This is a genomic window from Gordonia sesuvii (genome assembly GCF_036350415.1).
Classification (GTDB): domain Bacteria; phylum Actinomycetota; class Actinomycetes; order Mycobacteriales; family Mycobacteriaceae; genus Gordonia; species Gordonia sesuvii.
The window spans coordinates 263,801-283,506 of sequence record NZ_JAZDUF010000006.1 but is presented as its reverse complement, the minus strand read 5'-3'; the positions used below and the strand labels follow the sequence as shown (position 1 = coordinate 283,506).

At 66.5% G+C, this 19,706-nt stretch carries 21 protein-coding genes; 9 read left to right on the top strand and 12 right to left on the bottom strand.

Annotated features, from left to right (window positions below; translation table 11 throughout):
- Positions 1-56: 56 nt before the first annotated feature.
- From VZC37_RS19810 to infC, 4 genes are all read right to left on the bottom strand, one after another.
- The gene (locus tag VZC37_RS19810) at positions 57-854 is read right to left on the bottom strand and encodes a TrmH family RNA methyltransferase (RefSeq protein ID WP_330434922.1); all 798 of its coding nucleotides are present in this window, start codon (positions 852-854) and stop codon (positions 57-59) included.
- Between the two features lie 29 nt (positions 855-883).
- The gene (rplT, locus tag VZC37_RS19805) at positions 884-1,264 is read right to left on the bottom strand and encodes a 50S ribosomal protein L20 (RefSeq protein ID WP_330434919.1); all 381 of its coding nucleotides are present in this window, start codon (positions 1,262-1,264) and stop codon (positions 884-886) included.
- Between the two features lie 63 nt (positions 1,265-1,327).
- A complete protein-coding gene (gene rpmI / locus VZC37_RS19800) occupies positions 1,328-1,522 on the bottom strand; it encodes a 50S ribosomal protein L35 (protein ID WP_330434917.1) in 195 nt (64 codons plus the stop codon).
- A 104-nt stretch (positions 1,523-1,626) separates the two neighbouring features.
- On the bottom strand, positions 1,627-2,262 hold the full coding sequence (gene infC / locus VZC37_RS19795; protein ID WP_330434988.1) for a translation initiation factor IF-3: 636 nt from the start codon (positions 2,260-2,262) through the stop codon (positions 1,627-1,629).
- A 255-nt stretch (positions 2,263-2,517) separates the two neighbouring features.
- Between infC and VZC37_RS19790 the strand changes: the two genes are divergently transcribed.
- On the top strand, positions 2,518-2,943 hold the full coding sequence (locus VZC37_RS19790; RefSeq protein ID WP_330434914.1) for a DUF1844 domain-containing protein: 426 nt from the start codon (positions 2,518-2,520) through the stop codon (positions 2,941-2,943).
- A gap of 25 nt (positions 2,944-2,968) precedes the next feature.
- Positions 2,969-3,283: a PspA domain-containing protein gene (locus tag VZC37_RS19785; RefSeq protein WP_431309454.1), complete on the top strand. Its 315-nt coding sequence runs from the start codon at positions 2,969-2,971 to the stop codon at positions 3,281-3,283.
- A gap of 21 nt (positions 3,284-3,304) precedes the next feature.
- Here the strand turns inward: VZC37_RS19785 and VZC37_RS19780 are convergent, their stop codons facing one another.
- Positions 3,305-3,922: a TetR/AcrR family transcriptional regulator gene (locus VZC37_RS19780; protein WP_330434912.1), complete on the bottom strand. Its 618-nt coding sequence runs from the start codon at positions 3,920-3,922 to the stop codon at positions 3,305-3,307.
- 70 nt (positions 3,923-3,992) lie between these two features.
- On the opposite strand from VZC37_RS19780, the gene VZC37_RS19775 reads away from it, so the two are divergent.
- On the top strand, positions 3,993-4,325 hold the full coding sequence (locus VZC37_RS19775; RefSeq protein WP_330434909.1) for a hypothetical protein: 333 nt from the start codon (positions 3,993-3,995) through the stop codon (positions 4,323-4,325).
- A gap of 82 nt (positions 4,326-4,407) precedes the next feature.
- A complete protein-coding gene (locus tag VZC37_RS19770; protein ID WP_330434908.1) occupies positions 4,408-4,662 on the top strand; it encodes a hypothetical protein in 255 nt (84 codons plus the stop codon).
- Between the two features lie 220 nt (positions 4,663-4,882).
- On the opposite strand, the gene uvrA is transcribed toward VZC37_RS19770, so the two are convergent.
- On the bottom strand, positions 4,883-7,765 hold the full coding sequence (gene uvrA, locus VZC37_RS19765; RefSeq protein WP_330434906.1) for an excinuclease ABC subunit UvrA: 2,883 nt from the start codon (positions 7,763-7,765) through the stop codon (positions 4,883-4,885).
- A 260-nt stretch (positions 7,766-8,025) separates the two neighbouring features.
- Between uvrA and VZC37_RS19760 the strand changes: the two genes are divergently transcribed.
- From VZC37_RS19760 to VZC37_RS19745, 4 genes are all read left to right on the top strand, one after another.
- Positions 8,026-8,709 carry an MBL fold metallo-hydrolase gene (locus tag VZC37_RS19760; RefSeq protein ID WP_330434905.1) on the top strand — a complete coding sequence of 228 codons (684 nt, stop codon included), beginning with the start codon at positions 8,026-8,028 and terminating at the stop codon, positions 8,707-8,709.
- A 122-nt stretch (positions 8,710-8,831) separates the two neighbouring features.
- Entirely contained in the window at positions 8,832-10,013 is a 1,182-nt protein-coding gene (locus VZC37_RS19755; RefSeq protein ID WP_330434902.1) for a DoxX family protein, read from the top strand.
- Between the two features lie 44 nt (positions 10,014-10,057).
- Positions 10,058-10,741: a hypothetical protein gene (locus tag VZC37_RS19750; RefSeq protein WP_330434900.1), complete on the top strand. Its 684-nt coding sequence runs from the start codon at positions 10,058-10,060 to the stop codon at positions 10,739-10,741.
- Positions 10,738-13,041, top strand: a complete 2,304-nt coding sequence (locus tag VZC37_RS19745) for a HelD family protein (RefSeq protein WP_330434898.1) — start codon at positions 10,738-10,740, stop codon at positions 13,039-13,041. Before VZC37_RS19750 ends, VZC37_RS19745 begins: the two co-directional genes overlap by 4 nt.
- A gap of 28 nt (positions 13,042-13,069) precedes the next feature.
- Here VZC37_RS19745 and VZC37_RS19740 read toward each other — a convergent pair whose 3' ends face one another.
- Positions 13,070-13,513, bottom strand: a complete 444-nt coding sequence (locus tag VZC37_RS19740; RefSeq protein ID WP_330434896.1) for a universal stress protein — start codon at positions 13,511-13,513, stop codon at positions 13,070-13,072.
- A gap of 129 nt (positions 13,514-13,642) precedes the next feature.
- Complete coding sequence (uvrB, locus tag VZC37_RS19735; RefSeq protein ID WP_330434894.1) at positions 13,643-15,799, bottom strand: excinuclease ABC subunit UvrB; 2,157 nt, start codon at positions 15,797-15,799, stop codon at positions 13,643-13,645.
- Positions 15,800-15,870: 71 nt separating this feature from the next.
- Between uvrB and VZC37_RS19730 the strand changes: the two genes are divergently transcribed.
- Complete coding sequence (locus VZC37_RS19730; protein ID WP_330434892.1) at positions 15,871-16,404, top strand: ribonuclease FAU-1 family protein; 534 nt, start codon at positions 15,871-15,873, stop codon at positions 16,402-16,404.
- Positions 16,405-16,408: 4 nt separating this feature from the next.
- On the opposite strand, the gene VZC37_RS19725 is transcribed toward VZC37_RS19730, so the two are convergent.
- The 4 genes from VZC37_RS19725 to coaE form a co-directional block, all read right to left on the bottom strand.
- Positions 16,409-16,879, bottom strand: coding sequence for a hypothetical protein (locus VZC37_RS19725; RefSeq protein ID WP_330434889.1), 471 nt, complete (start codon positions 16,877-16,879; stop codon positions 16,409-16,411).
- 218 nt (positions 16,880-17,097) lie between these two features.
- Complete coding sequence (locus tag VZC37_RS19720) at positions 17,098-17,616, bottom strand: hypothetical protein (RefSeq protein WP_330434888.1); 519 nt, start codon at positions 17,614-17,616, stop codon at positions 17,098-17,100.
- Positions 17,617-17,753: 137 nt separating this feature from the next.
- Positions 17,754-18,176 (bottom strand): hypothetical protein, encoded by a 423-nt coding sequence (locus VZC37_RS19715; protein WP_330434886.1) that lies wholly within the window; start codon positions 18,174-18,176, stop codon positions 17,754-17,756.
- 311 nt (positions 18,177-18,487) lie between these two features.
- Positions 18,488-19,672 (bottom strand): dephospho-CoA kinase, encoded by a 1,185-nt coding sequence (gene coaE / locus VZC37_RS19710; protein ID WP_330434884.1) that lies wholly within the window; start codon positions 19,670-19,672, stop codon positions 18,488-18,490.
- Positions 19,673-19,706: the final 34 nt, after the last annotated feature.

Here is a 19,706-nt window from a genome sequence, read left to right as displayed (position 1 = left end):
GGAGGCTCGCTCCTCAGGGAGCAGGGGCGCGAGGGTGCGCGTCTGGTCGCTGCCTGTTATGCCTCGCTGTGCCGGCGCGCACTCGCGTACAGGCAGATGGCCGCTGCCGCAGCCAGATTCAGGCTCTCCGCTCGACCTCGGATGGGGATGGCGACACGATTGTCGGCGTCGGCGGCGACGTCGTCGGGCAACCCGTGCGCCTCGTTGCCGAACAGCCATCCGGTCCGGTCGGAGAGGACGTCGTCGGCATCATCGAGGGAGAGTTCGCCGTCGGCGGCTGTGGCCAAGAGGGTGATCCCGGCTGCCCTGATGGCCTGCAGCCCGGCGGCGACGTCCCGGTGCCGGACCACCGGAACGTGGAAGAGGCTGCCCGCGGAGGCCCGTACGCACTTCGCGTTGTGCGGATCGACCGCGTCACCGAGCAGGATCATCGCGTCGGCGCCCATCGCGTCGGCGCAGCGGATGAGGGTGCCCAGATTGCCGGGCTCCCGCGGCTCGACCGCGATCGAGAGCAGCCATGGCTCGTTCTCGAGCACCGACGACAGCGGCTGGTCGAGGAGCTCGCAGATCGCGAAGATCCCGGGTGCCGTGGTCGATTCGGACAGCTTCGCCACGGCACGTTCGGAGAGCACCTCGACCGGGACATCGGATGCGCGCGCCTCGTCGAGCACCGATGCGTGCCGCGACAGGTCGGCCTCCCGGACGAGCAGGCGCTGCGCACGGCCGGTCTCCAATGCGGCGGTCACCGAGTTGGACCCCTCGACGAGGAACCGCCCTTCGGCTCGGCGGACCGTCGCGCGGTGCAGCTTTGCATACGACACGACCCGCGACGAACGTTCGGAGAGAACTTCCATCGCGGGTCGTGTGCGGTCTGATCCGTCGATCAGGCGGCCGGGGCGTTGATGTCGCCCGGCAGCGCCTTGCGGGCCACCTCGACCAGGCCGGTGAAGGCCTCCGGGTCGGTGACGGCGATGTCGGCGAGGACCTTGCGGTCCACCTCGACACCGGCAGCCTTGAGGCCCTGGATGAAGCGGTTGTAGGTGATGTCGTTGGCGCGGGCCGCGGCGTTGATACGCGCGATCCACAGCTTGCGGAACTCACCCTTGCGGGCGCGGCGGTCCCGGTAGGCGTAGGTCATCGAGTGGAGCTGCTGCTCCTTCGCCTTGCGGTACAGACGCGAACGCTGTCCGCGGTAGCCCTTCGATGCCTCGAGGGTCGAACGACGCTTCTTCTGGGCGTTCACCGCCCTTTTCACGCGTGCCATGTGTCAGTCCTTTGTTCGTCAGATGTCAGTGGTCGACCGTCGCCGGGGATGTCCCGGTGGGGGTCACTTGTTCAGCAGTCGCTTGATGCGCGGGGCGTCGTTCTCGCTCACGACGGTAGTGCCGTCGAGACGGCGGGTGCGCCGCGACGACTTGTGCTCCAACAGGTGGCGACGGTTGGCCTTCTGGCGAACGATCTTGCCGCTGCCGGTGACCTTGAATCGCTTCGCGGTGCCCTTGTGGGTCTTGCTCTTCGGCATGTTCTTCCTTCATTCGGGCGAGCGAGTGCACACCCGTGGTCGGACGGGCGTGCGTCTCGCGCGCTGGTGGTCAGTTGCGCCGGTCGGGCAGTGTGCCGTTCCGGTTACTGGCTGGTCTGTTCGTCTCTGGCCGCAGTCTTGCCGCCGCGATCGCGGCTCTGCTGCTGCGCCTTCTGGCGGGTCTTCGCGCCCTTGTGCGGTGCCAACACCATGGTCATGTTGCGGCCGTCCTGCTTGGCCGAGGTCTCGATGAATCCGTAGTCGGCGACGTCGTTTCCGAGGCGCTGCAGCAACCGGAATCCCAATTCGGGGCGGGACTGTTCGCGGCCGCGGAACATGATGGTCACCTTCACCTTGGACCCTGCTTCGAGGAACCGGATGACGTGACCCTTCTTGGTCTCGTAATCATGGTCGTCGATCTTCGGGCGGAGCTTCTGCTCCTTGATGACGGTCATCTGCTGGTTGCGACGCGATTCGCGCTGCTTCTGGGCGGCTTCGTACTTGAACTTGCCGTAGTCCATGATCTTGCACACGGGTGGCCGTGCGTCGGGCGCGACCTCGACCAGGTCCAGGTCGGCCTCGTAGGCCAAGCGAAGCGCATCTTCAACACGCACGATGCCCACCTGCTCCGAGTTCGGTCCGACGAGTCGGACCTCTGGGACGCGGATGCGCTCGTTGATGCGGGTCTCAGTGCTGATGGGGCCTCCTTGATCAGTTCTTCTCTGGTGACCGCCAGGAATTGTGACTGGGTGGCAGGGGGCCGCTCTCAGCAGAAGAGCCCCGGGACGCTGGTGGCATCCGCAGGGCTCCGTTACCGACCGGTTCGCCGACACACATGTCGAACCGACATGTCCGTGCTGCTCAGAGGCGTCGCGACTGTCGGCGTGAACCGGACCGTCCAACTGCGGTGAACCCGCGTCGTGACGGTGGGAGCGGAACTCCACTTGCGACCCCGGCGCAAACCGGGGCGGTCGTACTGTGGGAGTCTAACAGCCATGACCGAGAACTCCTATTCGTCACCTGCGCAGATGCCCGATACGGGTGCCGCGGCCGGCGATGACGGAGTGCCCGGTCTGGAGCAGACCGATATTGACAACATTCGCGATCTCGGCGATATTCCGGCGATCGAGGTCATCACCCGGGCGATCGTGATGTTGATGAGCGCGTCGGCGGAGAAGCTCGGTCTGGCCGAGGGCGCCACCGACGACGACATCGACCTCGACGAGGCACGCCGCCTGATCACCGCCCTCGCCGGCCTGGTCGACGCGTCGCGCCCCGACCTCGGAGTGCATGCCGCACCCATCCGGGACGGGCTCAAGCAGCTCCAGTTGGCCTTTCGTGACGCCAGCGCATACCCGGACGAGCCAGGCGAAGGTCCCGGCGAGAAGTACACCGGCCCGGTTCGAGATCGTCGCCGCTGACATCTCACCGACGTACGCTGGAGGGGTGACCAGCCAGACACCGCAGGACCCGGATCCGAACGTCGTCGAGGGTGAGATCGTGCCCGATCCGACGCCGCAGGGCGCGTCGACGCCACCGGGGTACATCCCGCCGGTCACCGACCCCCATTACTCCGAGACCGGCATCCCCACCTTCGACTTCGTCCGCGACAAGATCGAGAACCGGATTTCTACCGCGATCGGCAGCGAAGAACTCGCGCATGCGAGCCCGGAGGGCCAGAAGGTCGACGAGATGATGCGCAAACGCGACGAAGCGGCTCGCAAGAAGCTCGAGGAGATCAGGAAGTCGATGGGCAAGTAGCCCCGTCGGCGAGCGGTCTCGTCAGTCCGCCAGCAGCTCCCGGGCCACCATGTCCACGGTCCACTCGGCGATGCGGCCAGTCGACCACCCGCGCACCGCGAGGTGGTCCCAGAGTTCGAAGCTCATCGCCAGTGAGCACACGTCGAGCGCCTCCTGCAGCGTGAGACCGGCGCGCAGCACACCCGGCGGCCATGCCGAGAGCACGCGCCGTCGTCCGGCGTCACCACGGGACAAGCCCTCCCGGTAGGCGTCGGCGAGCTCCGGACTGGTGCGCGCGCCTTCATGCAAGATCCTCACGAGGTCAGCCGCACGGTCGTACATGCGCGCCTCGAAGTCCACCATCGCCTCGATCTGGCGGCGTGGACTCTCGGCAGCCGACAACTCGGCGACGAGGGTCGCGACATCCGCTTCGTCGTCGGCGGTGTCGGTCAACGCCATCGCCAACCCGGCCTTGTTGCCGAACACGGCGTACACAGTCGGTTCGGCCACCCCCGCCGCCTTCGCAATCGCCTTGAGCGTGGTGCCATTCCAGCCACCTTCGGCGAAGAGTTGCCGCGCAGCAGCGATCAGACGTGCCCTCGTCTCGGCCGCCTGCGCGGCCCGCGTCGGCGATCTATATGCCCGTTTCCCTTGCGCCATTCAGATGACCTCACCTATATTCATTGAGTCTTACTCATCCAATTCTACTCACACCCATCCGGGAGTCCTCATGCGGAACATCAATCGTGCCGGATTCGGCCTGGCCGTCGGCGGACTCCTGGTCTGCATCGGCGGACCTATGCACCCCAGGGGATCGATGGATTCACTTGACGCACACATGATCACGATGCTGGAGAGCCCGGTGTGGGTGGTGTCGCACGTCATCGCGATGGTCGGGACGGCCCTGATCGCGGTGTCTCTGATCGTCCTGTCACGGTCGCTCGAACCCCGCACGCTCCGACCGTTCGTCGCGGTGACGGCGGTCGGAGCGTGTCTCGCCGCGGTCGAATACCCTCCCCCACATCCTGGCGGTCACCGAACTGGATCTGCTGCGTGCCGGTGAACATGCGCCCATCACCCGGACCCATGAGCTGATCGCCGCGGTATCGGGCCCGGTCTTCGGGTTCGGCACCGCACTGCTGGCAGTGGCCTTCGCGGTGACGGCCACCCGTCGCCGACCGCTCTGGTGGTTGATCGCGATCCCTGCCGTCCTCGGTGGCGCGGCCGCGGGATCGGCGGTTCCGTTCGTGCTCGTCACCCGCGATGTCGACATGACCGTGCTGTTCCCCGGCGTGGCCGGGATGGCGATCTGGTTCGTGGTCGTCGGGATCGTCCTCGCGCGTCGCAGCGACAAGGCCACCACCCCGCCGCCGGTCCACGCGGACTTGGCCGTGGCCTGACCACGGAAAGTTCTTCGGCCAGAACGTGATCGCGCCGAGGTCGGCTATGGCGTGGGGCCCTTCGTGACGCTCGCAAGCTCGCTCCTCAGGGAACGGCGTGACCCTCCCCCGCCGACGTTTATGTCCGTCCGCATCACCGCAGAGCGTGCCCAACTGGATTATCCACTCGACGGCGACGAGGCGTGATGCTTGCGACCATCAGCGGCCGTATCGGGCGGGTCTAGCCTGCTGAGGCGACCGACTGGTCGACGTCGAGGATGTTCGCCAGGAACTTGCCGGTGTGACTCATCGGTTCGAGCGCGATGTCCTCGGGGGTGCCCTCGGCGACGACGAGACCACCGCCGGTACCGCCCTCGGGTCCCATATCGATGATCCAGTCGGCGGTCTTGATGACGTCGAGGTTGTGCTCGATGACGATGACGGTGTTGCCCTTGTCGACCAGGCCGTTGATGACGGCGAGCAGCTTCTTGATGTCCTCGAAATGCAGTCCCGTGGTGGGCTCGTCGAGGATGTACACCGTGCGACCGGTCGACCGCTTCTGCAGCTCGGCCGCGAGCTTCACGCGCTGCGCCTCGCCGCCCGACAAGGTCGGCGCGGGCTGGCCGAGCCGCACATACCCGAGCCCGACGTCGACGAGGGTCTTGAGATACCGATGGATCGACGTCACCGGTTCGAAGAACTCGGCGGCCTCCTCGATCGGCATGTCCAGCACCTCGGAGATGGTCTTGCCCTTGTAGTGCACCTCGAGCGTCTCGCGGTTGTAGCGCGCGCCGTGGCACACCTCGCACGGGACGTACACGTCCGGGAGGAAGTTCATCTCGATCTTGATCGTGCCCTCGCCGGTGCACGCCTCGCACCGGCCGCCCTTGACGTTGAACGAGAACCTGCCCGGCTGATAGCCCCGCACCTTCGCCTCGGTGGTCGCCGCGAACAAGGTACGGATCTTGTCGAACACACCCGTGTAGGTCGCCGGGTTCGACCGCGGGGTACGTCCGATCGGCGACTGATCGACCTGCACCAGCTTGTCGAGCTGATCAAGACCCTTCACCCGGGTGTGGCGGCCCGGCACCTGTCGCGCGCCGTTGAGTTTGTTGGCCAGCACGGTGGCGAGGATGTCGTTGACCAGCGTGGACTTACCCGAACCGGACACCCCGGTCACCGCGGTCAGCACGCCGAGCGGGAAACCGACCTCGATCCCCCGCAGATTGTGTTCCCGCGCGCCGACGACCGTCAGCTGCTTCTTGCGCGAGATGGGCCGACGGATCGCCGGGATCGGCAGTTCGTCACGGCCGGCGAGGTAGGCGCCCGTCAACGACCGACGGTTCTTCAGCAGATCCTTATAGCTACCGCTGTGCACCACCTCGCCCCCGTGCTCACCGGCCCGGGGACCGATGTCGACGATCCAGTCGGCGGCCCGGATGGTGTCCTCGTCGTGCTCGACGACGATCAGTGTGTTGCCCAGATCCCGGAGGCGCGTAAGGGTTTCGATGAGGCGACGGTTGTCGCGCTGATGCAGCCCGATGGACGGCTCGTCCAGAACGTACAGCACGCCGGCGAGCCCTGAACCGATCTGCGTCGCCAGCCGGATGCGCTGCGCCTCACCGCCCGACAACGATCCCGCGGCGCGTGCCAGCGACAGGTACTCCAGCCCGACGTCGAGCAGGAAGGTGATGCGCGCCTGCACCTCCTTGAGCACGCGGCCGGCGATCGCCGCCTGCCGCTCGTCGAGCTTGAGGCCGTTCAGGTAGTCGGCGCATTCGGCCACCGACAGCGCACACACCTGCGCGATCGACATCGCGCCGTATGTCGGATGGTCGAGAGTGACCGACAGGATCTCCGGCCGCAGCCGCGCACCCTGACACGCCGGGCACGGGACATCGCGCATGTATCCCTCGTAGCGCTCCTTCATCTGCTCCGACTCGGTCTGGTCCATCCGGCGGGCGAGGAACGACAGGACGCCCTCGAACTCGGTGTAGTAGGACCGGGTGCGGCCGTAGCGATTGCGGAACTTGACGTGGACCTGGTGATCGCTGCCGTTGAGGATCGCGTTGCGCGCCTTGGCCGGCAGCTTCTTCCACGGCGTGTCCACGGAGAAGCCCATCTGGTCGGCGAGACCGCCCATCAAGCGCAGGAAGTAGTCGGCGTTGTGGCCGCCGGACCAGGGCGCGATCGCACCGTCGGTCAGCGACAGCTCCGGGTCCGGGACGACGAGGTCCTCGTCGACCTCTTTGCGAATCCCGAGACCGTCGCACTCCGGGCACGCACCGTAGGGCGAGTTGAACGAGAACGACCGCGGTTCGAGATCGTCGATGGCGATGGGATGTCCGTTGGGGCAGGCCATCCGCTCGGAGAAGCGTCGTTCGCGGTGCGGGTCGTCTTCCTCGAGGTCCACGAAATCGAGGACCACGATGCCGTCGGCCAGGCGCAGGGCGGTCTCGATGGAGTCGGTGAGTCGCTGCTTGGCGGTCGGCTTCACCGCAAGCCGGTCGACGACGACCTCGATGTCGTGCTTCTCCTGCTTCTTGAGCTTGGGCGGATCGGTCAGCTGGTGGACCACACCGTCGATGCGCGCGCGGGAGAAGCCCTGCGTCTGCAGCTCGGCGAACAGGTCGACGAACTCGCCCTTGCGAGTGCGGACAACCGGGGCGAGAACCTGGAAACGGACACCCGCTTCCATCTCGAGCACCTGGTCGACGATCTGCTGGGGGGTCTGCTTGGCGATCAGCTCACCGCACTCCGGGCAGTGGGCGCGGCCGGCGCGGGCGTAGAGCAAGCGCAGGTAGTCGTAGACCTCGGTGATGGTGCCGACAGTCGACCTGGGGTTGCGGTTGGTCGACTTCTGGTCGATCGACACCGCCGGCGACAGGCCTTCGATGAAGTCGACGTCCGGCTTGTCCATCTGTCCGAGGAACTGGCGCGCATAGGCAGACAACGATTCGACGTAGCGTCGCTGCCCTTCGGCGAAAATCGTGTCGAAGGCCAGCGACGACTTCCCCGAACCCGACAACCCGGTGAAGACGATCAAACTGTCGCGCGGCAGATCGACGTCGATCCCTCGTAGGTTGTGTTCTCGGGCGCCGCGCACGATCAGACGGTCAACCACTGGCAAATCCTCGTTCGTTTCGCTGTCCGGCTGACGCCGGGATGCTGGCAGGTGAGCAGTGTGGATGCGTTCGGCCGACTGGGCTGGACCGCTCCGCGCGTACCTTATCGGCGGCCCCCGACAAGATTCTGCTGAGCAGACAAGTCTGGTGCAGAGCACACGAGATCGTCGCGACGGCCGTCGACCACTGCTCCACGATACTCGTGCTCGGTTACCGTCGATCGTCGCCGACCGTCACGGGTGTCACCTAGCCTGGCGTCATGAGCACTCAGGACGTCTCGGTCACCGACACCTACACCGGCGATCTCTCGGAGTCGCCGAACCCGCAGCGCCGGACCCTCGACACGGCAACGATCGTGAAGATGTCGGTCGGGCCGATGGACAACAACGTCTACGTCGTCACCTGCAGCAACACCGGCAAGCAGCTCATCATCGACGCCGCGAACGACGGCGATCGGGTGCTCGCGCTCGTGGACCTGCTTCCGGGCGAACCGGCCATGATCTTCACCACCCACCAGCACCCCGACCACTGGCAGGCGCTGGAGCAGGTCGCCGGGAAACTCGGCATCCCCACCACGACGGGGCGTCTCGACGCCGACCCGCTCCCGGTCACACCGGCTCGACTGATCGACGACGGCGACACCATCGACGTGGGCGACCTCACGTTCGACGCCATCCATCTGGTCGGCCACACACCGGGATCCATTGCCCTCGCACTGCGCGACGGGGACACGGTGCACCTGTTCACCGGGGACTGCCTGTTCCCCGGCGGCGTCGGCAAGACCTGGCAACCCGGGGACTTCGACACCCTCCTCGCGGACGTGACGTCGAAGCTCTTCGACCGCTACCCCGATTCGACGGTCGTCTATCCCGGCCACGGCACCGACACCACGCTCGGCGCCGAACGTCCCGCGCTCACCGAGTGGCGCGAGCGGGGCTGGTGACGGTTCGCGAAGCCCGCGAACAGGGCATCTGCGGGCTCCGGCGGTGACCGGTAACCTCGATAAGGTTCACCGCTCAAGCCTATGGGGGTGAGCATCCGCGTCATGTCACGAGGAGGCCGTCAGTGTTGATCCGCCGAATTGCCCGACCCATGCTCGCCACCGCGTTCGTTGCCTCCGGCATCGACGCCTTGCGAAGTCCCAAAGCCAAGGCGGAGACAGCGCGTGGTTTCGTCGACAAGTCTGTCGAGGCGCTGCCCGACGACGTCACGACCAAGGTCCCCACGGACCCCGAGACCCTCGTCCGTATCAATGGTGCCGTGCAGGTCGGCGGCGGAATCCTGTTGGCAACGGGGAAGTTTCCCCGCATCGCCGCCCTTGCTCTCGCCGGCTCAACGGTTCCGACGACGATCGCCGGCCACGCCTTCTGGGAGGAGACCGACCCGGAGCGACGCGCCCAGCAGAAGACCCAGTTCTTCAAGAACGTGAGTCTCGTCGGCGGACTTCTGATCGCCGCAGTCGACACCGAGGGCAAACCATCGCTGGCCTGGCGCGGTCGGCGCAAGGCCGCCGATGCGAGCCACGCGATCGCTGCCGCCATCCCGATCGGCGCCGCAACGTCCGGATCGACCTGGGAGGCACTGGCCGAACGCTCTCAGGAGGGCGCGCACGCGATCGGTGAACGCTCGGCGGAGGCCGCTGAGGTGATCAAGAACCGGGCGCCCGAGATCGCCGACGCCGCGCGCGAATACTCCAGCGAGGCAGCCGAAGTCATCAAGCACCGAGCACCTGAGATCGCCGAGGCCGCGCGCGGCTATTCCACCGAGGCAGCCGACTACGTCCGGCACCGTGCGCCGGAGCTGGCCCAGGCTGCACAGAAGCGCTCCGCGGACTTCGCCGAGGCCGCGCAGAAGCGCTCGGCCGACTTCGCCGACGCCGCCCAGAAGCAGTCCGACAAGGCCGGCAAGGCATCCAAGGCTGCGCAGAAGCGGACCGACAAGGCCGCCAAGGTTGCCCAGAAGCAGGCCAAGGTCGCGCAGAAACAGGCAAAGGTCGCGCAGAAGCGCGCCGAGGAACTGGCCGCCGAGGCGCAGAAGCGCTCGAGCAAGGCTGCCGACCGCATCAAGGATCGTGCTCCCGAACTGGCCGACGCTGCCCGGGAGCGGTCCACCGATGCCGCGGAGCGGATCAAGAACCGCGCCCCGGAACTGGTCGACGACGTCAACGCCCTCGCCGACACCGCACGCACCAAGGCCGCCGAAAGCGCCGAGGAGGGCCGACGTCGCTGGCGAGAGGTCCGCTCATAGCTCCTGCATCCGATACCCACCGGTCGGGTGCCCCGGATCGTCGCATGACACCCGCCCTCCCCGCCCACGACTATCCGTGGACGGCATCGGATCCTGTCGAGGATCTGATGCCGAGGCCGGAGACGATCGAGGGGCGCCGACTGGTGATCGGTGTGGGTTCCAACGCGTCCGCGGACGTCATGCGCGCCAAGCTGGCGACCGTGGCCACCGGGGAGCCGGGGCCGCCGATGATGCGGGTGTCGTTGGCACATCTGGCTGTCGGGCACTCCGCGCATGTCTCGGCCCGCGGGTACGTTCCCGCTGCCCCCTACCGCGCTCCTGGTGAGATTCTGGACGCCGTCGGCGCATGGCTCACCGAGGAGGAGGCGACGATGCTCGACCACACCGAGCCGAACTACCGTCGGATCGAGCTGTCCGCGGACGAGTATCCGTTCTTCTCGGCTGATAGCGCCCCGGACTCCTTCTCGCTGTACGCACCGCGTCACGGTGTGCTCACCGATCCGGATTCGACCACACCGGTCCCGCTCGGATCGCAGTCCGAGGTCATCGAGTGGCTTGCCGCCCGTCTGCCCGACCGTGCCCTGCACGGATCGGCAGACGAGGTGTGCCGGCGGCTCGGCGAGCCCCGGATCGGAGCACGGGTGTCGGCATCGATGCAGTCGGCCGGCCTGGCCCGACCGTCAGGCCTCCCTTCCCCCGAGCACGAGACAGGACCCTTGTCACGGTGAGTTCGACAGAGACCGACGTCGACACCCGCATCACCGAGGAACAGGAACACCTCGACCTCGTGTATGCGCGCCTCGACCGTATGCGCGCCAACACCCGCCGCCGCCTGTCATCGACGTTGCGGGAGAGCGGCGGCACCCCGCAGGCCCGCTCGGAACGCGAGTCCTACGAGCGGATGTACACCGAGGATCTGGCGAAGTTCGATGCGGCCGAACACAATCTGTACTTCGGTCGGCTCGACCTGGAGGACGGTGAAGTCCGACGGATCGGCCGTATCGGCGTCCTCGACGACGACGCCGCCGACACCACTCTCCTGTTGGACTGGCGGGCTCCGCTGTCCCGGCCGTTCTATCTCGCGACGCCTGCCGCGCCCGAGGACGTGGATCGCCGACGGCACGTCCGCACCCGGAGTCGACGGGTCCGCGAGGTCAACGACGAGTACCTCACGCTCGGCGACGCATCGCCCGATGACGTCGGGCATGGGGACGTGGTGAACGAGAACGCTCTGGTGGCGGCGTTGAACGCGGCGCGTACCGGCGAGATGACCGACATCGTCGAAACCATCCAGCGCGAGCAGGATCTGATCATCCGCTCGACCCATCGCGGTGTGACGGTGATCCAGGGCGGGCCGGGAACCGGCAAGACCGCGGTCGCTCTCCACCGGGCCGCGTACCTGCTGTACACCCATCGAGACATCTTGTCGCGCAGCGGAATCCTCATCATCGGACCGAACGACGACTTCCTCACCTACATCGGCCAGGTGCTCCCGTCGCTGGGCGAGTCGGGGGTGCTGCTGTCGACGATCGGCGACCTGTTCCCGGGCGTGCACGCCACCGCTGCCGAGGACCGGCAGGCCGCCGCGATCAAGGGCGACCTCCGGATGGTCGATCTGCTGAAGCGGGCAGTCCGCGCCCGCCAGTCGCTGCCGAAGCGTCCGGAGCCGGTGGAGTTCGACACCTATCAGGTGATGATCGACTCCGAGCTGATCAAGGAGGCCCGGGCCAAGGCCCGCAGCACCCGCAAGGCACACAACCTGGCCCAGCCGGCGTTCGTGCGCGCAGCCCTCGATGGTCTGGCGCGTGCGCACGCCCGCACCATCGGGTCGAGCCTGCTCGACGGGTCTCAGCTGTTGAGTGGCGCCGACATCGCCGACATCCGCGACGAGATGGGTCAGGACCCGGAGATCCGGCGGGCGCTGCTGCGCTTCTGGCCGACGCTGGGCCCGCAGGAGATGTTGCGCGACCTCTACGCCGACCCGGCCGCGGTGCGCAAGGCCAGTCCCGGCTGGTCCGATGCTGATCGGGCTGCGCTACAGCGTGATCCGAATGCTCTACCGGATGGCAGCGACTTCTCCCCCGCCGACGTCCCGTTGCTGGACGAGCTCGCCGAGCTGATCGGCTACGGCACCGACGACGCCGAGCGCGCGGAACGGGAACGCTGGCGTCGGCAGCTCGCGGACGCGCAGGATGCATTGGACATCCTCACCGGATCGGCACCTCAGGATCTCGAGGACGAGCTCGATCCGGAGATCCTGATGGCCTATGACCTCATCGACGCCGAACAGCTCGCCGCCCGGCAGACGGAGACGCAGCGGCTGACCACGGCCGAACGCGCCCATGGCGACCGGAACTGGGCCTTCGGCCACGTGATCGTCGACGAGGCGCAGGAACTGTCGGCCATGGCCTGGCGGATGGTGATGCGTCGCATCCCGAACCGCTGGATGACGATCATCGGCGACACCGCGCAGACGGGAGATCTCGCCGGTACCCGCTCCTGGGGTGACGTGTTGAGCCCATACGTCGCCGAGCGGTGGCAGCTGCGTGAGCTGACGGTGAACTACCGGACGCCGACGGAGATCATGACGTTCGCGACCCGGGTGCTGAGCCGGATCAGCCCGACGATGTCGTCGCCGACATCGTTGCGGAGCAACGGCATCGAGCCGGTGGCCGTGCGCGCCGATCCGACCACCCGGGCGAAGGTCACACTGCGGGCCGCAACCCGCCCGGACCTCGCCGGGTTGACCGCTGTCATCGTCCCGCACCGCCACTATGCGGAGATGTTGTCGGCCGTTGCCGACATCGATTCGCCGCCACGGATTCTCACGGTGAGCGCCTGTAAGGGCCTGGAGTTCGACAACACGGTGGTCGTCGAACCCGCGGCCATCGTCGCCGACTCTCCGTTGGGCTATTCGGATCTGTACGTCGCCCTCACCCGCGCGACACAGCGTCTCACGGTGATCCACTCCGACGACCTGCCCGACGAACTGGCGGATATGACGGGCGAAGCCCCCGACGCCTGGTGAGACGTCGAGGGCTTCGGACCTCGGACGGTCAGGTCGTGTGCACGATGAGGACGTCGCACGCGGATTTGCGTGCCACGTCCGCGGGCACCGAACCGAGCAAGCGGCCGGCGATCGAGTTCAGTCCCCGGTTGCCGACGACGAGCAGGTCAGCCTTCGAGTCGGTGACGAGTTGGAGCAATGCGTCCACCGGTGCGCCCTTGATCGAGCGCGGGTCGACGTTGGCCGCTCCCGCCTTGACGGCCCGTTCCTTGGCCGTACGCAGGATCTCCTCGGTCGGCGAGGAACCCATCACCTGGTAGGCCTCGTCCTTGAGGACATCGGCGGCGCCACCGGCGCCGCGGTCATTCGGAAAGTAGGCACAAGCGATCACCAGCGACGCCGAGTCACCGGCGATTGCCCCCGCGCGATCGACCGCCTTGAGCGATGACTCGGAGCCATCGGTGCCGACGACGATCGTCTGATATGCGCTCATCCATCCTCCACGTGTCAGTCCGCCCCGACATTGACGAGGCAGGTGTCATCCCCACACTGTAGAACCCCTGATCCGGCAGACTAGTTCGAGTCGGACCGGTTTGTCCGCTGTTCGTGGGGATCGGCACATTTACTTGATCCCGGCGGCGTCCATTCCGCGCAATTCCTTCTTCAGGTCCGCTATCTCGTCACGTAACCGGCCGGCCAACTCGAACTGGAGGTCGCGGGCCGCCGACATCATCTGATCGGTCAGCTGCGACACCAGGTCGGCGAGCTCGGCACGCGGCATCGCCGCCGTGTCGCGTTTCTCGATGACGCCTGCGCTGCCCGCCTTGGACACCTCGCCCTGGGCGCGCCGGCCGCGACTGGCGTTGCGGCCGGAGCCGCCCACCTTGACGGCCTCGTCCTCGGCCTCCCGATACACCTGATCGAGGATGTCGGCGATCTTCTTGCGCAACGGTTTCGGGTCGATACCCATCTCCGTGTTGTAGGCGATCTGCTTCTCGCGGCGGCGTTCGGTCTCGTCGATCGCGTTGCGCATCGAGTCGGTGATCTTGTCGGCGTACATGTGCACCTGTCCGGACACGTTGCGGGCCGCACGACCGATCGTCTGGATCAGCGACGTCGTCGACCGCAGGAAGCCCTCCTTGTCCGCGTCGAGGATCGCCACCAGCGACACCTCGGGCAGGTCCAGACCCTCGCGGAGCAGGTTGATGCCGACCAGCACGTCGTACTCGCCGGACCGCAACTGCCGGAGCAACTCCACCCGGCGCAACGTGTCGACCTCGGAGTGTAGATAGCGGACGCGGATCCCCAACTCCAGCAGGTAGTCGGTGAGGTCCTCGGCCATCTTCTTGGTGAGGGTGGTGACCAGTACACGCTCGTCACGCTCGGTCCGTTCCCGGATCTCGTGGACGAGGTCGTCGATCTGCCCCTTCGTCGGTTTCACGATCACCTCGGGATCGATGAGACCGGTCGGGCGAATCACCTGTTCGACGAACTCGCCGTTGGACTGGCCGAGTTCGTAGGGGCCGGGGGTGGCCGACAGATAGACGGTCTGCCCGATGCGGTCGACGAACTCGTCCCAGGTGAGCGGCCGGTTGTCGACAGCCGAGGGCAGGCGGAAGCCGTAGTCGACGAGGTTGCGCTTACGGGACATATCGCCCTCGTACATGCCGCCGATCTGCGGCACCGTCACGTGTGATTCGTCGATTACCAGCAGGAAATCTTCGGGGAAGTAGTCGATAAGGGTTGCCGGCGCACTTCCCGCGGCACGCCCGTCGATGTGGCGCGAGTAGTTCTCGATGCCGGAGCAGAAGCCGACCTGACGCATCATTTCCAGGTCGTAGCTGGTGCGCATCCGCAGCCGCTGCGCTTCGAGAAGCTTGCCCTTGCCCTCGAGTTCGGCGAGGCGCGCCTCGAGTTCCTCCTCGATGCTCGTCATCGCCCGTTCCATCCGCTCCGGGCCGGCGACGTAATGGGTGGCCGGGAAGATCCGCAGCGAATCGACCTGGCGCACAACGTCACCGGTGAGCGGATGCAGGTAGTAGAGAGATTCGACCTCGTCGCCGAAGAACTCGATCCGGACCGCGAGTTCCTCGTAGGACGGGATGATCTCCACCGTGTCGCCGCGCACCCGGAAGCTGCCGCGGGTGAACGCGGTGTCGTTGCGGGTGTACTGGACGTCGACGAGCAGCCTCAGCAGCGCATCGCGGTCGATCTCCTGGCCGATACCGACCTCAACGGAACGGTCGAGATAGGACTGCGGTGTGCCGAGGCCGTAGATGCACGATACGGACGCGACCACCACGACGTCGCGGCGCGACAGCAGGCTGGACGTCGCCGAGTGCCGGAGCCGTTCGACATCGTCGTTGATCGACGAGTCCTTCTCGATGTAGGTGTCCGTCTGCGCGATGTACGCCTCGGGTTGGTAGTAGTCGTAGTACGAGACGAAGTACTCGACGGCGTTGTTGGGGAGCATCTCCCGCAATTCGTTGGCGAGCTGCGCCGCGAGGGTCTTGTTGGGGGCCATCACCAGAGTGGGACGCTGGATCTTCTCGATCAGCCAGGCGGTGGTGGCGGATTTGCCGGTGCCGGTGGCGCCGAGCAGGACGATGTCCTTCTCCCCCGCGGTGATACGTCGCTCGAGGTCGGTGATCGCGGTGGGCTGGTCTCCGGCAGGCTCGTATTCGCTGACGACCTGGAAGTTCCCCTCGGTGCGCTCGATCTCCCCGATGGGCCGGAACTCGGAATGCGCGAGGACCGGGCGTTCTGCTGCAAAAGCCATAGTGCCAGGGTAAACGCGGGCTGTGACAAGTATGTTCCGTCGCCTGCCAGGGCAGCTACTACTGTTCGGCTATGGCCGACTCCGCACACCCGCCGAAACGTGAGACCTTCGACGTGCCGGCCATGACGAACACCGACAACAAGGGCTACGTGCGGCCAGTGGAGCGCTACGAGGAAACCGAGCGCGGTCTGTACATGTCGCGCACCGCCGACCATCCACGGTTCTCGCACCTGGAATCGTGGTTGCTGCCGACGCTGGGCCTGCGGGCGAACATCTTCCACTACCAGGGCGGCTATCGCGACGGACAGCGGCTCTATCTGGACGTGGGTCGGTTCCAGGGTCCGGACGAGCACGGCCGATGGCATGCGGAGGATTGGTATCTCGACCTGGTCGACGTGCCCGGCGAACCACTACAGCTCCTCGACGTCGACGAACTGTTCGACGCCCGCGTGGCCGGCCTGCTGGGCGGTGCCGAATGCGAGGCGGCGGTCGCCATCGCGATGCGCGCGCTGGTCGGGGCAGCCGAACACGGCCACGACGTACAGGCGTGGCTGGATGAGTCAGCCGGCGGGCCGGTCTTCTTCCTCGACCGACCCGTCCGCTGAATCGTCAGTAGATCGGGAAGACGAAGCAGGCTCCCGCGCGGATGAAGTCGGGCAGCTGAACACCGGTGCCGACCATGACCGTCCGCTTCTTGGTGACGCCGTCGAGCGTGGCGGTGAGAACCGTGCGCCCGGGCGTGGTGGGCCGCCAGACCGGGCGCACCGCGATACCCGTCGGCTTCGCGTTGTAGATGGTTGTCGTCTGACCGTTGATGGTCGACGTGACCTTCAGGTTCGACTTCGACTTGCGCGGACTGTGCACGATGACGTCGAGCTTGTAGGCGCAGCCGGCGCCGTAGATGTTGTAGTTCATCGAACCGCTGGCCGACGACCCGTACCCGGCGGGCGTGTCGATGGCGATTCCCTGTAGTGCCGCGTCGGCCGGCCCCGCGGCACCAATTCCCGCCGCCGTGACCGCACTAAAGGCGATTGCACCCGCAACGATCCGCATCCGATTCCGACTACCCCGACCGGCCATGACCTGCTCCACTTCTCACGTCTTCCCTGTTCACTTCGCACCCCAGACGGGGCTGCGAAGGGAAACGTTAGCAGCGTCAAACATGAAATATGACACATTTGGAGACATTCGTACTCAGTTCGTTCCCGCTGACTGTTGCGGCTGGTCGGACAGCAAACGGGGCGCTGCGGACTGGTGTCCGCAGCGCCCCGTTGGCGTTGGTTCAGGTGATCAGATCGTCACGGAAGGACGACGATGCAGGCACCCGCCCACGGAAGGTCGACCTGGAGAGACCCATTCAGGAACGAGAAGTCGGGAGCCGTGATTCCGGTACCGACCGTAGCGGTCATCGAATCGGAGCTCTCCTCGTACTCATCAACGTTGGGAGTGGTGGGATCGTCCTCGGAAATGACCTGAGTGGCAGTGATCTCGTAGACCCCTGGCGCGCCAGGCGTCCAAGAGGTCGACGCGGTGTCGCCAGTCGGAACTTCGCTTCCGAGACTGGAGGCCGTACCACCTTCAGGGGTAACAGTGAATGCGACTGGAATCGATGCGGACGCATTGTCCACGGAAGCTTCGACGTCATATTCACAGTTCGATCCGTAGCGATCAGCGACCGAGCCATAGCCCGAAGGAGTGGTGATCTCGATCCCGGTCACCGCCGCATTCGCAGGCGCGGCCATGAGAAGGCCTGCTGCTCCGACACCGACGAATGCCGCTCCGGCGCCGAGTGCGCGGCGGGTCTTGCTTACAGCCATGTGCTGCTCCTTGTTCGTTGTTTTTCGATCACGATCCCCGCGATTGCGATCCGGAATCGGTTATGCCACAGACTAGTGACAACGGCAACCGCTAGGAACGCCGGCCGGCGACTTGCCGTGACGAATTCACCCCGCGGTCAGACCGGGAGCGTGAAGCAGAGACTTCCGGTGAATACGCCCATACCGACATTGAGTTCTAGCGGGATCGGGTAAAAGGTGCCGCCCTGGCCCGCCCGGACTGTGTACTCGCCCGGGAAAAAGAACGTGTGCAGGAGGGTGGCCGTCCCGTCTTCCTGCGGCTCGACAGTCCTGGTGGTAGGCGAGCCGACACCCGTGATCTCGAATGTCACCGGCCCGGGCCCATCGATCTCAGCCACCAGCCCAATTGGGCATTGTGTGGCCACGACGTCGCTGGAGATGTAGTTGTTCAGGTTCGTGGGCGCGACTCTCACATTGGTCACGGCGGCGCCCGCGGGTGCCGCATTCACCGCCCCCGCGACTCCCGCGACAGCCATCGCGCAGGCGGCGACCGCCACCTTCCCCCTGGTCTTCAGAACCATGACGACTCCCTTGGCTAGAACTGATCGGCTTCACGCTAGCAAAGCGTGGTCCGGATCACAGCCCCCGAAAACAGACTCGCTCCGCGGAGCGTCAGAGTTCATCCGAATGTGCGAACGCCCCCTTCGATACGCTCGCTCGTTCCTCGCTCGCTACTCAGGGGACGGGTAAACGCTCACTCGTTCCTCGCTCGCTACTCAGGGAACGGGGGACGGGCCGCTCGTTCCTCGCTCGCTACTCAGGGAACGGGAAACCTACTCAGGGAACGCGGAAACGGCCGCTCGCGGGGAGTCGTCCGGTCACGGCACAGGCGTCAGCGGTTGAGCTTCCACTCCGAAACCCGCCGATAGGCGTCGTCGAACCACGGCTCCTTGGCCGAGACGTACCGCCCGAGATCGCCGTCGGCGTCGGCCAACGCCTGCCGCTTGACCTTGGCGTACTCGTCGCGGGCCGACTCGTCGGCGCGGAGCCAGTCGCGGAAGTCGAGCGCGAATTGCTGTCCGGGCGAACCCGCGGCCCGCAGGTGCACGTTGACCGCCCGTGCGGGATCGGCCGAACCGTGCAGCCGCTTACCCCAGAGGCCGGCGTCGACGGTTCCGGTCGCCGGGTCTGCTTTGGGACGGTCGCCGTCGATGCCACCGACACGGGGGAAGCCCCCGTCGGCGAGGGTGTCGGCCAACGCATCGGCGACGTCGAGGTCCGCGACGGTGACCTGGAGGTCGATGGTCGGTTTCGCAGCGAGACCGGGAATCGCGGTGGAACCGGTGTGGTCGACGGCCGATGCCTTGTCGCCGACGATCGCCCACAATCTGTTCACCAGCCGGGCGCCCTCGGCCTCCCAGCCGGGGTCGGGATCAGCCAGTATGAGGGGACCTCGCAGCACGGTCCGCGACCGGATGTTCTGCTCGAACGGGATCAGCCGGTCATCCCACAGTGCGGCGGCGGCCGCGGCGAGGTCGTCCGGCGTGCCCGAGTTGTCCAGCCAGACATCGGCCACCGCGCGCCGCTCGTCATCGCTCGCCTGCGCGGCGATGCGGGCGCGGGCGTCGCTCTCGGGCATCCCCCGCGCCGACGTCAACCGCTGCACGCGGGTCTCGGCGTCGGCGTGCACGATCACGACGAGGTGGAAGAAGGGCGCCATCTTGCTCTCCACCAGCAGCGGGATGTCCTGGACGACGATCGCGTCGTCGGGTGCCGCATCGAGCATCTCCTGCGTCCGCTTCCCGACGAGCGGATGAGTGATCGAGTTGAGCTTCTGACGGCTCTCGTCGTCGACGAAGGCCTTGGCGGCCAGGGCGGGGCGATCGAGGCTGCCGTCGTCGGTGAGGATGTCGTCGCCGAATGCCTCCACCAGTGCCGCCAACCCCGGCGTCCCCGGTTCGACGACCTCGCGGGCGATCTTGTCGGCGTCGATGTGATACCCGCCGCGGTCGATGAACGTCTTCGCCACTGTCGATTTGCCGGCCCCGATGCCGCCGGACAGCCCCAGTCTGATCACGCCCTCAGTCTCGCAAATCGACGGCAGCCACGTT

Coding starts and splice junctions, on each gene's coding strand:
- VZC37_RS19810 (WP_330434922.1), bottom strand. CDS start 854: ATGGAAGTTCTCTCCGAACGTTCGTCGCGGGTCGTGTCGTATGCAAAG.
- rplT (WP_330434919.1), bottom strand. CDS start 1,264: ATGGCACGCGTGAAAAGGGCGGTGAACGCCCAGAAGAAGCGTCGTTCG.
- rpmI (WP_330434917.1), bottom strand. CDS start 1,522: ATGCCGAAGAGCAAGACCCACAAGGGCACCGCGAAGCGATTCAAGGTC.
- VZC37_RS19790 (WP_330434914.1), top strand. CDS start 2,518: ATGACCGAGAACTCCTATTCGTCACCTGCGCAGATGCCCGATACGGGT.
- VZC37_RS19780 (WP_330434912.1), bottom strand. CDS start 3,922: ATGGCGCAAGGGAAACGGGCATATAGATCGCCGACGCGGGCCGCGCAG.
- VZC37_RS19775 (WP_330434909.1), top strand. CDS start 3,993: ATGCGGAACATCAATCGTGCCGGATTCGGCCTGGCCGTCGGCGGACTC.
- VZC37_RS19760 (WP_330434905.1), top strand. CDS start 8,026: ATGAGCACTCAGGACGTCTCGGTCACCGACACCTACACCGGCGATCTC.
- VZC37_RS19750 (WP_330434900.1), top strand. CDS start 10,058: ATGACACCCGCCCTCCCCGCCCACGACTATCCGTGGACGGCATCGGAT.
- VZC37_RS19740 (WP_330434896.1), bottom strand. CDS start 13,513: ATGAGCGCATATCAGACGATCGTCGTCGGCACCGATGGCTCCGAGTCA.
- uvrB (WP_330434894.1), bottom strand. CDS start 15,799: ATGGCTTTTGCAGCAGAACGCCCGGTCCTCGCGCATTCCGAGTTCCGG.
- VZC37_RS19730 (WP_330434892.1), top strand. CDS start 15,871: ATGGCCGACTCCGCACACCCGCCGAAACGTGAGACCTTCGACGTGCCG.
- VZC37_RS19725 (WP_330434889.1), bottom strand. CDS start 16,879: ATGGCCGGTCGGGGTAGTCGGAATCGGATGCGGATCGTTGCGGGTGCA.
- VZC37_RS19720 (WP_330434888.1), bottom strand. CDS start 17,616: ATGGCTGTAAGCAAGACCCGCCGCGCACTCGGCGCCGGAGCGGCATTC.
- VZC37_RS19715 (WP_330434886.1), bottom strand. CDS start 18,176: ATGGTTCTGAAGACCAGGGGGAAGGTGGCGGTCGCCGCCTGCGCGATG.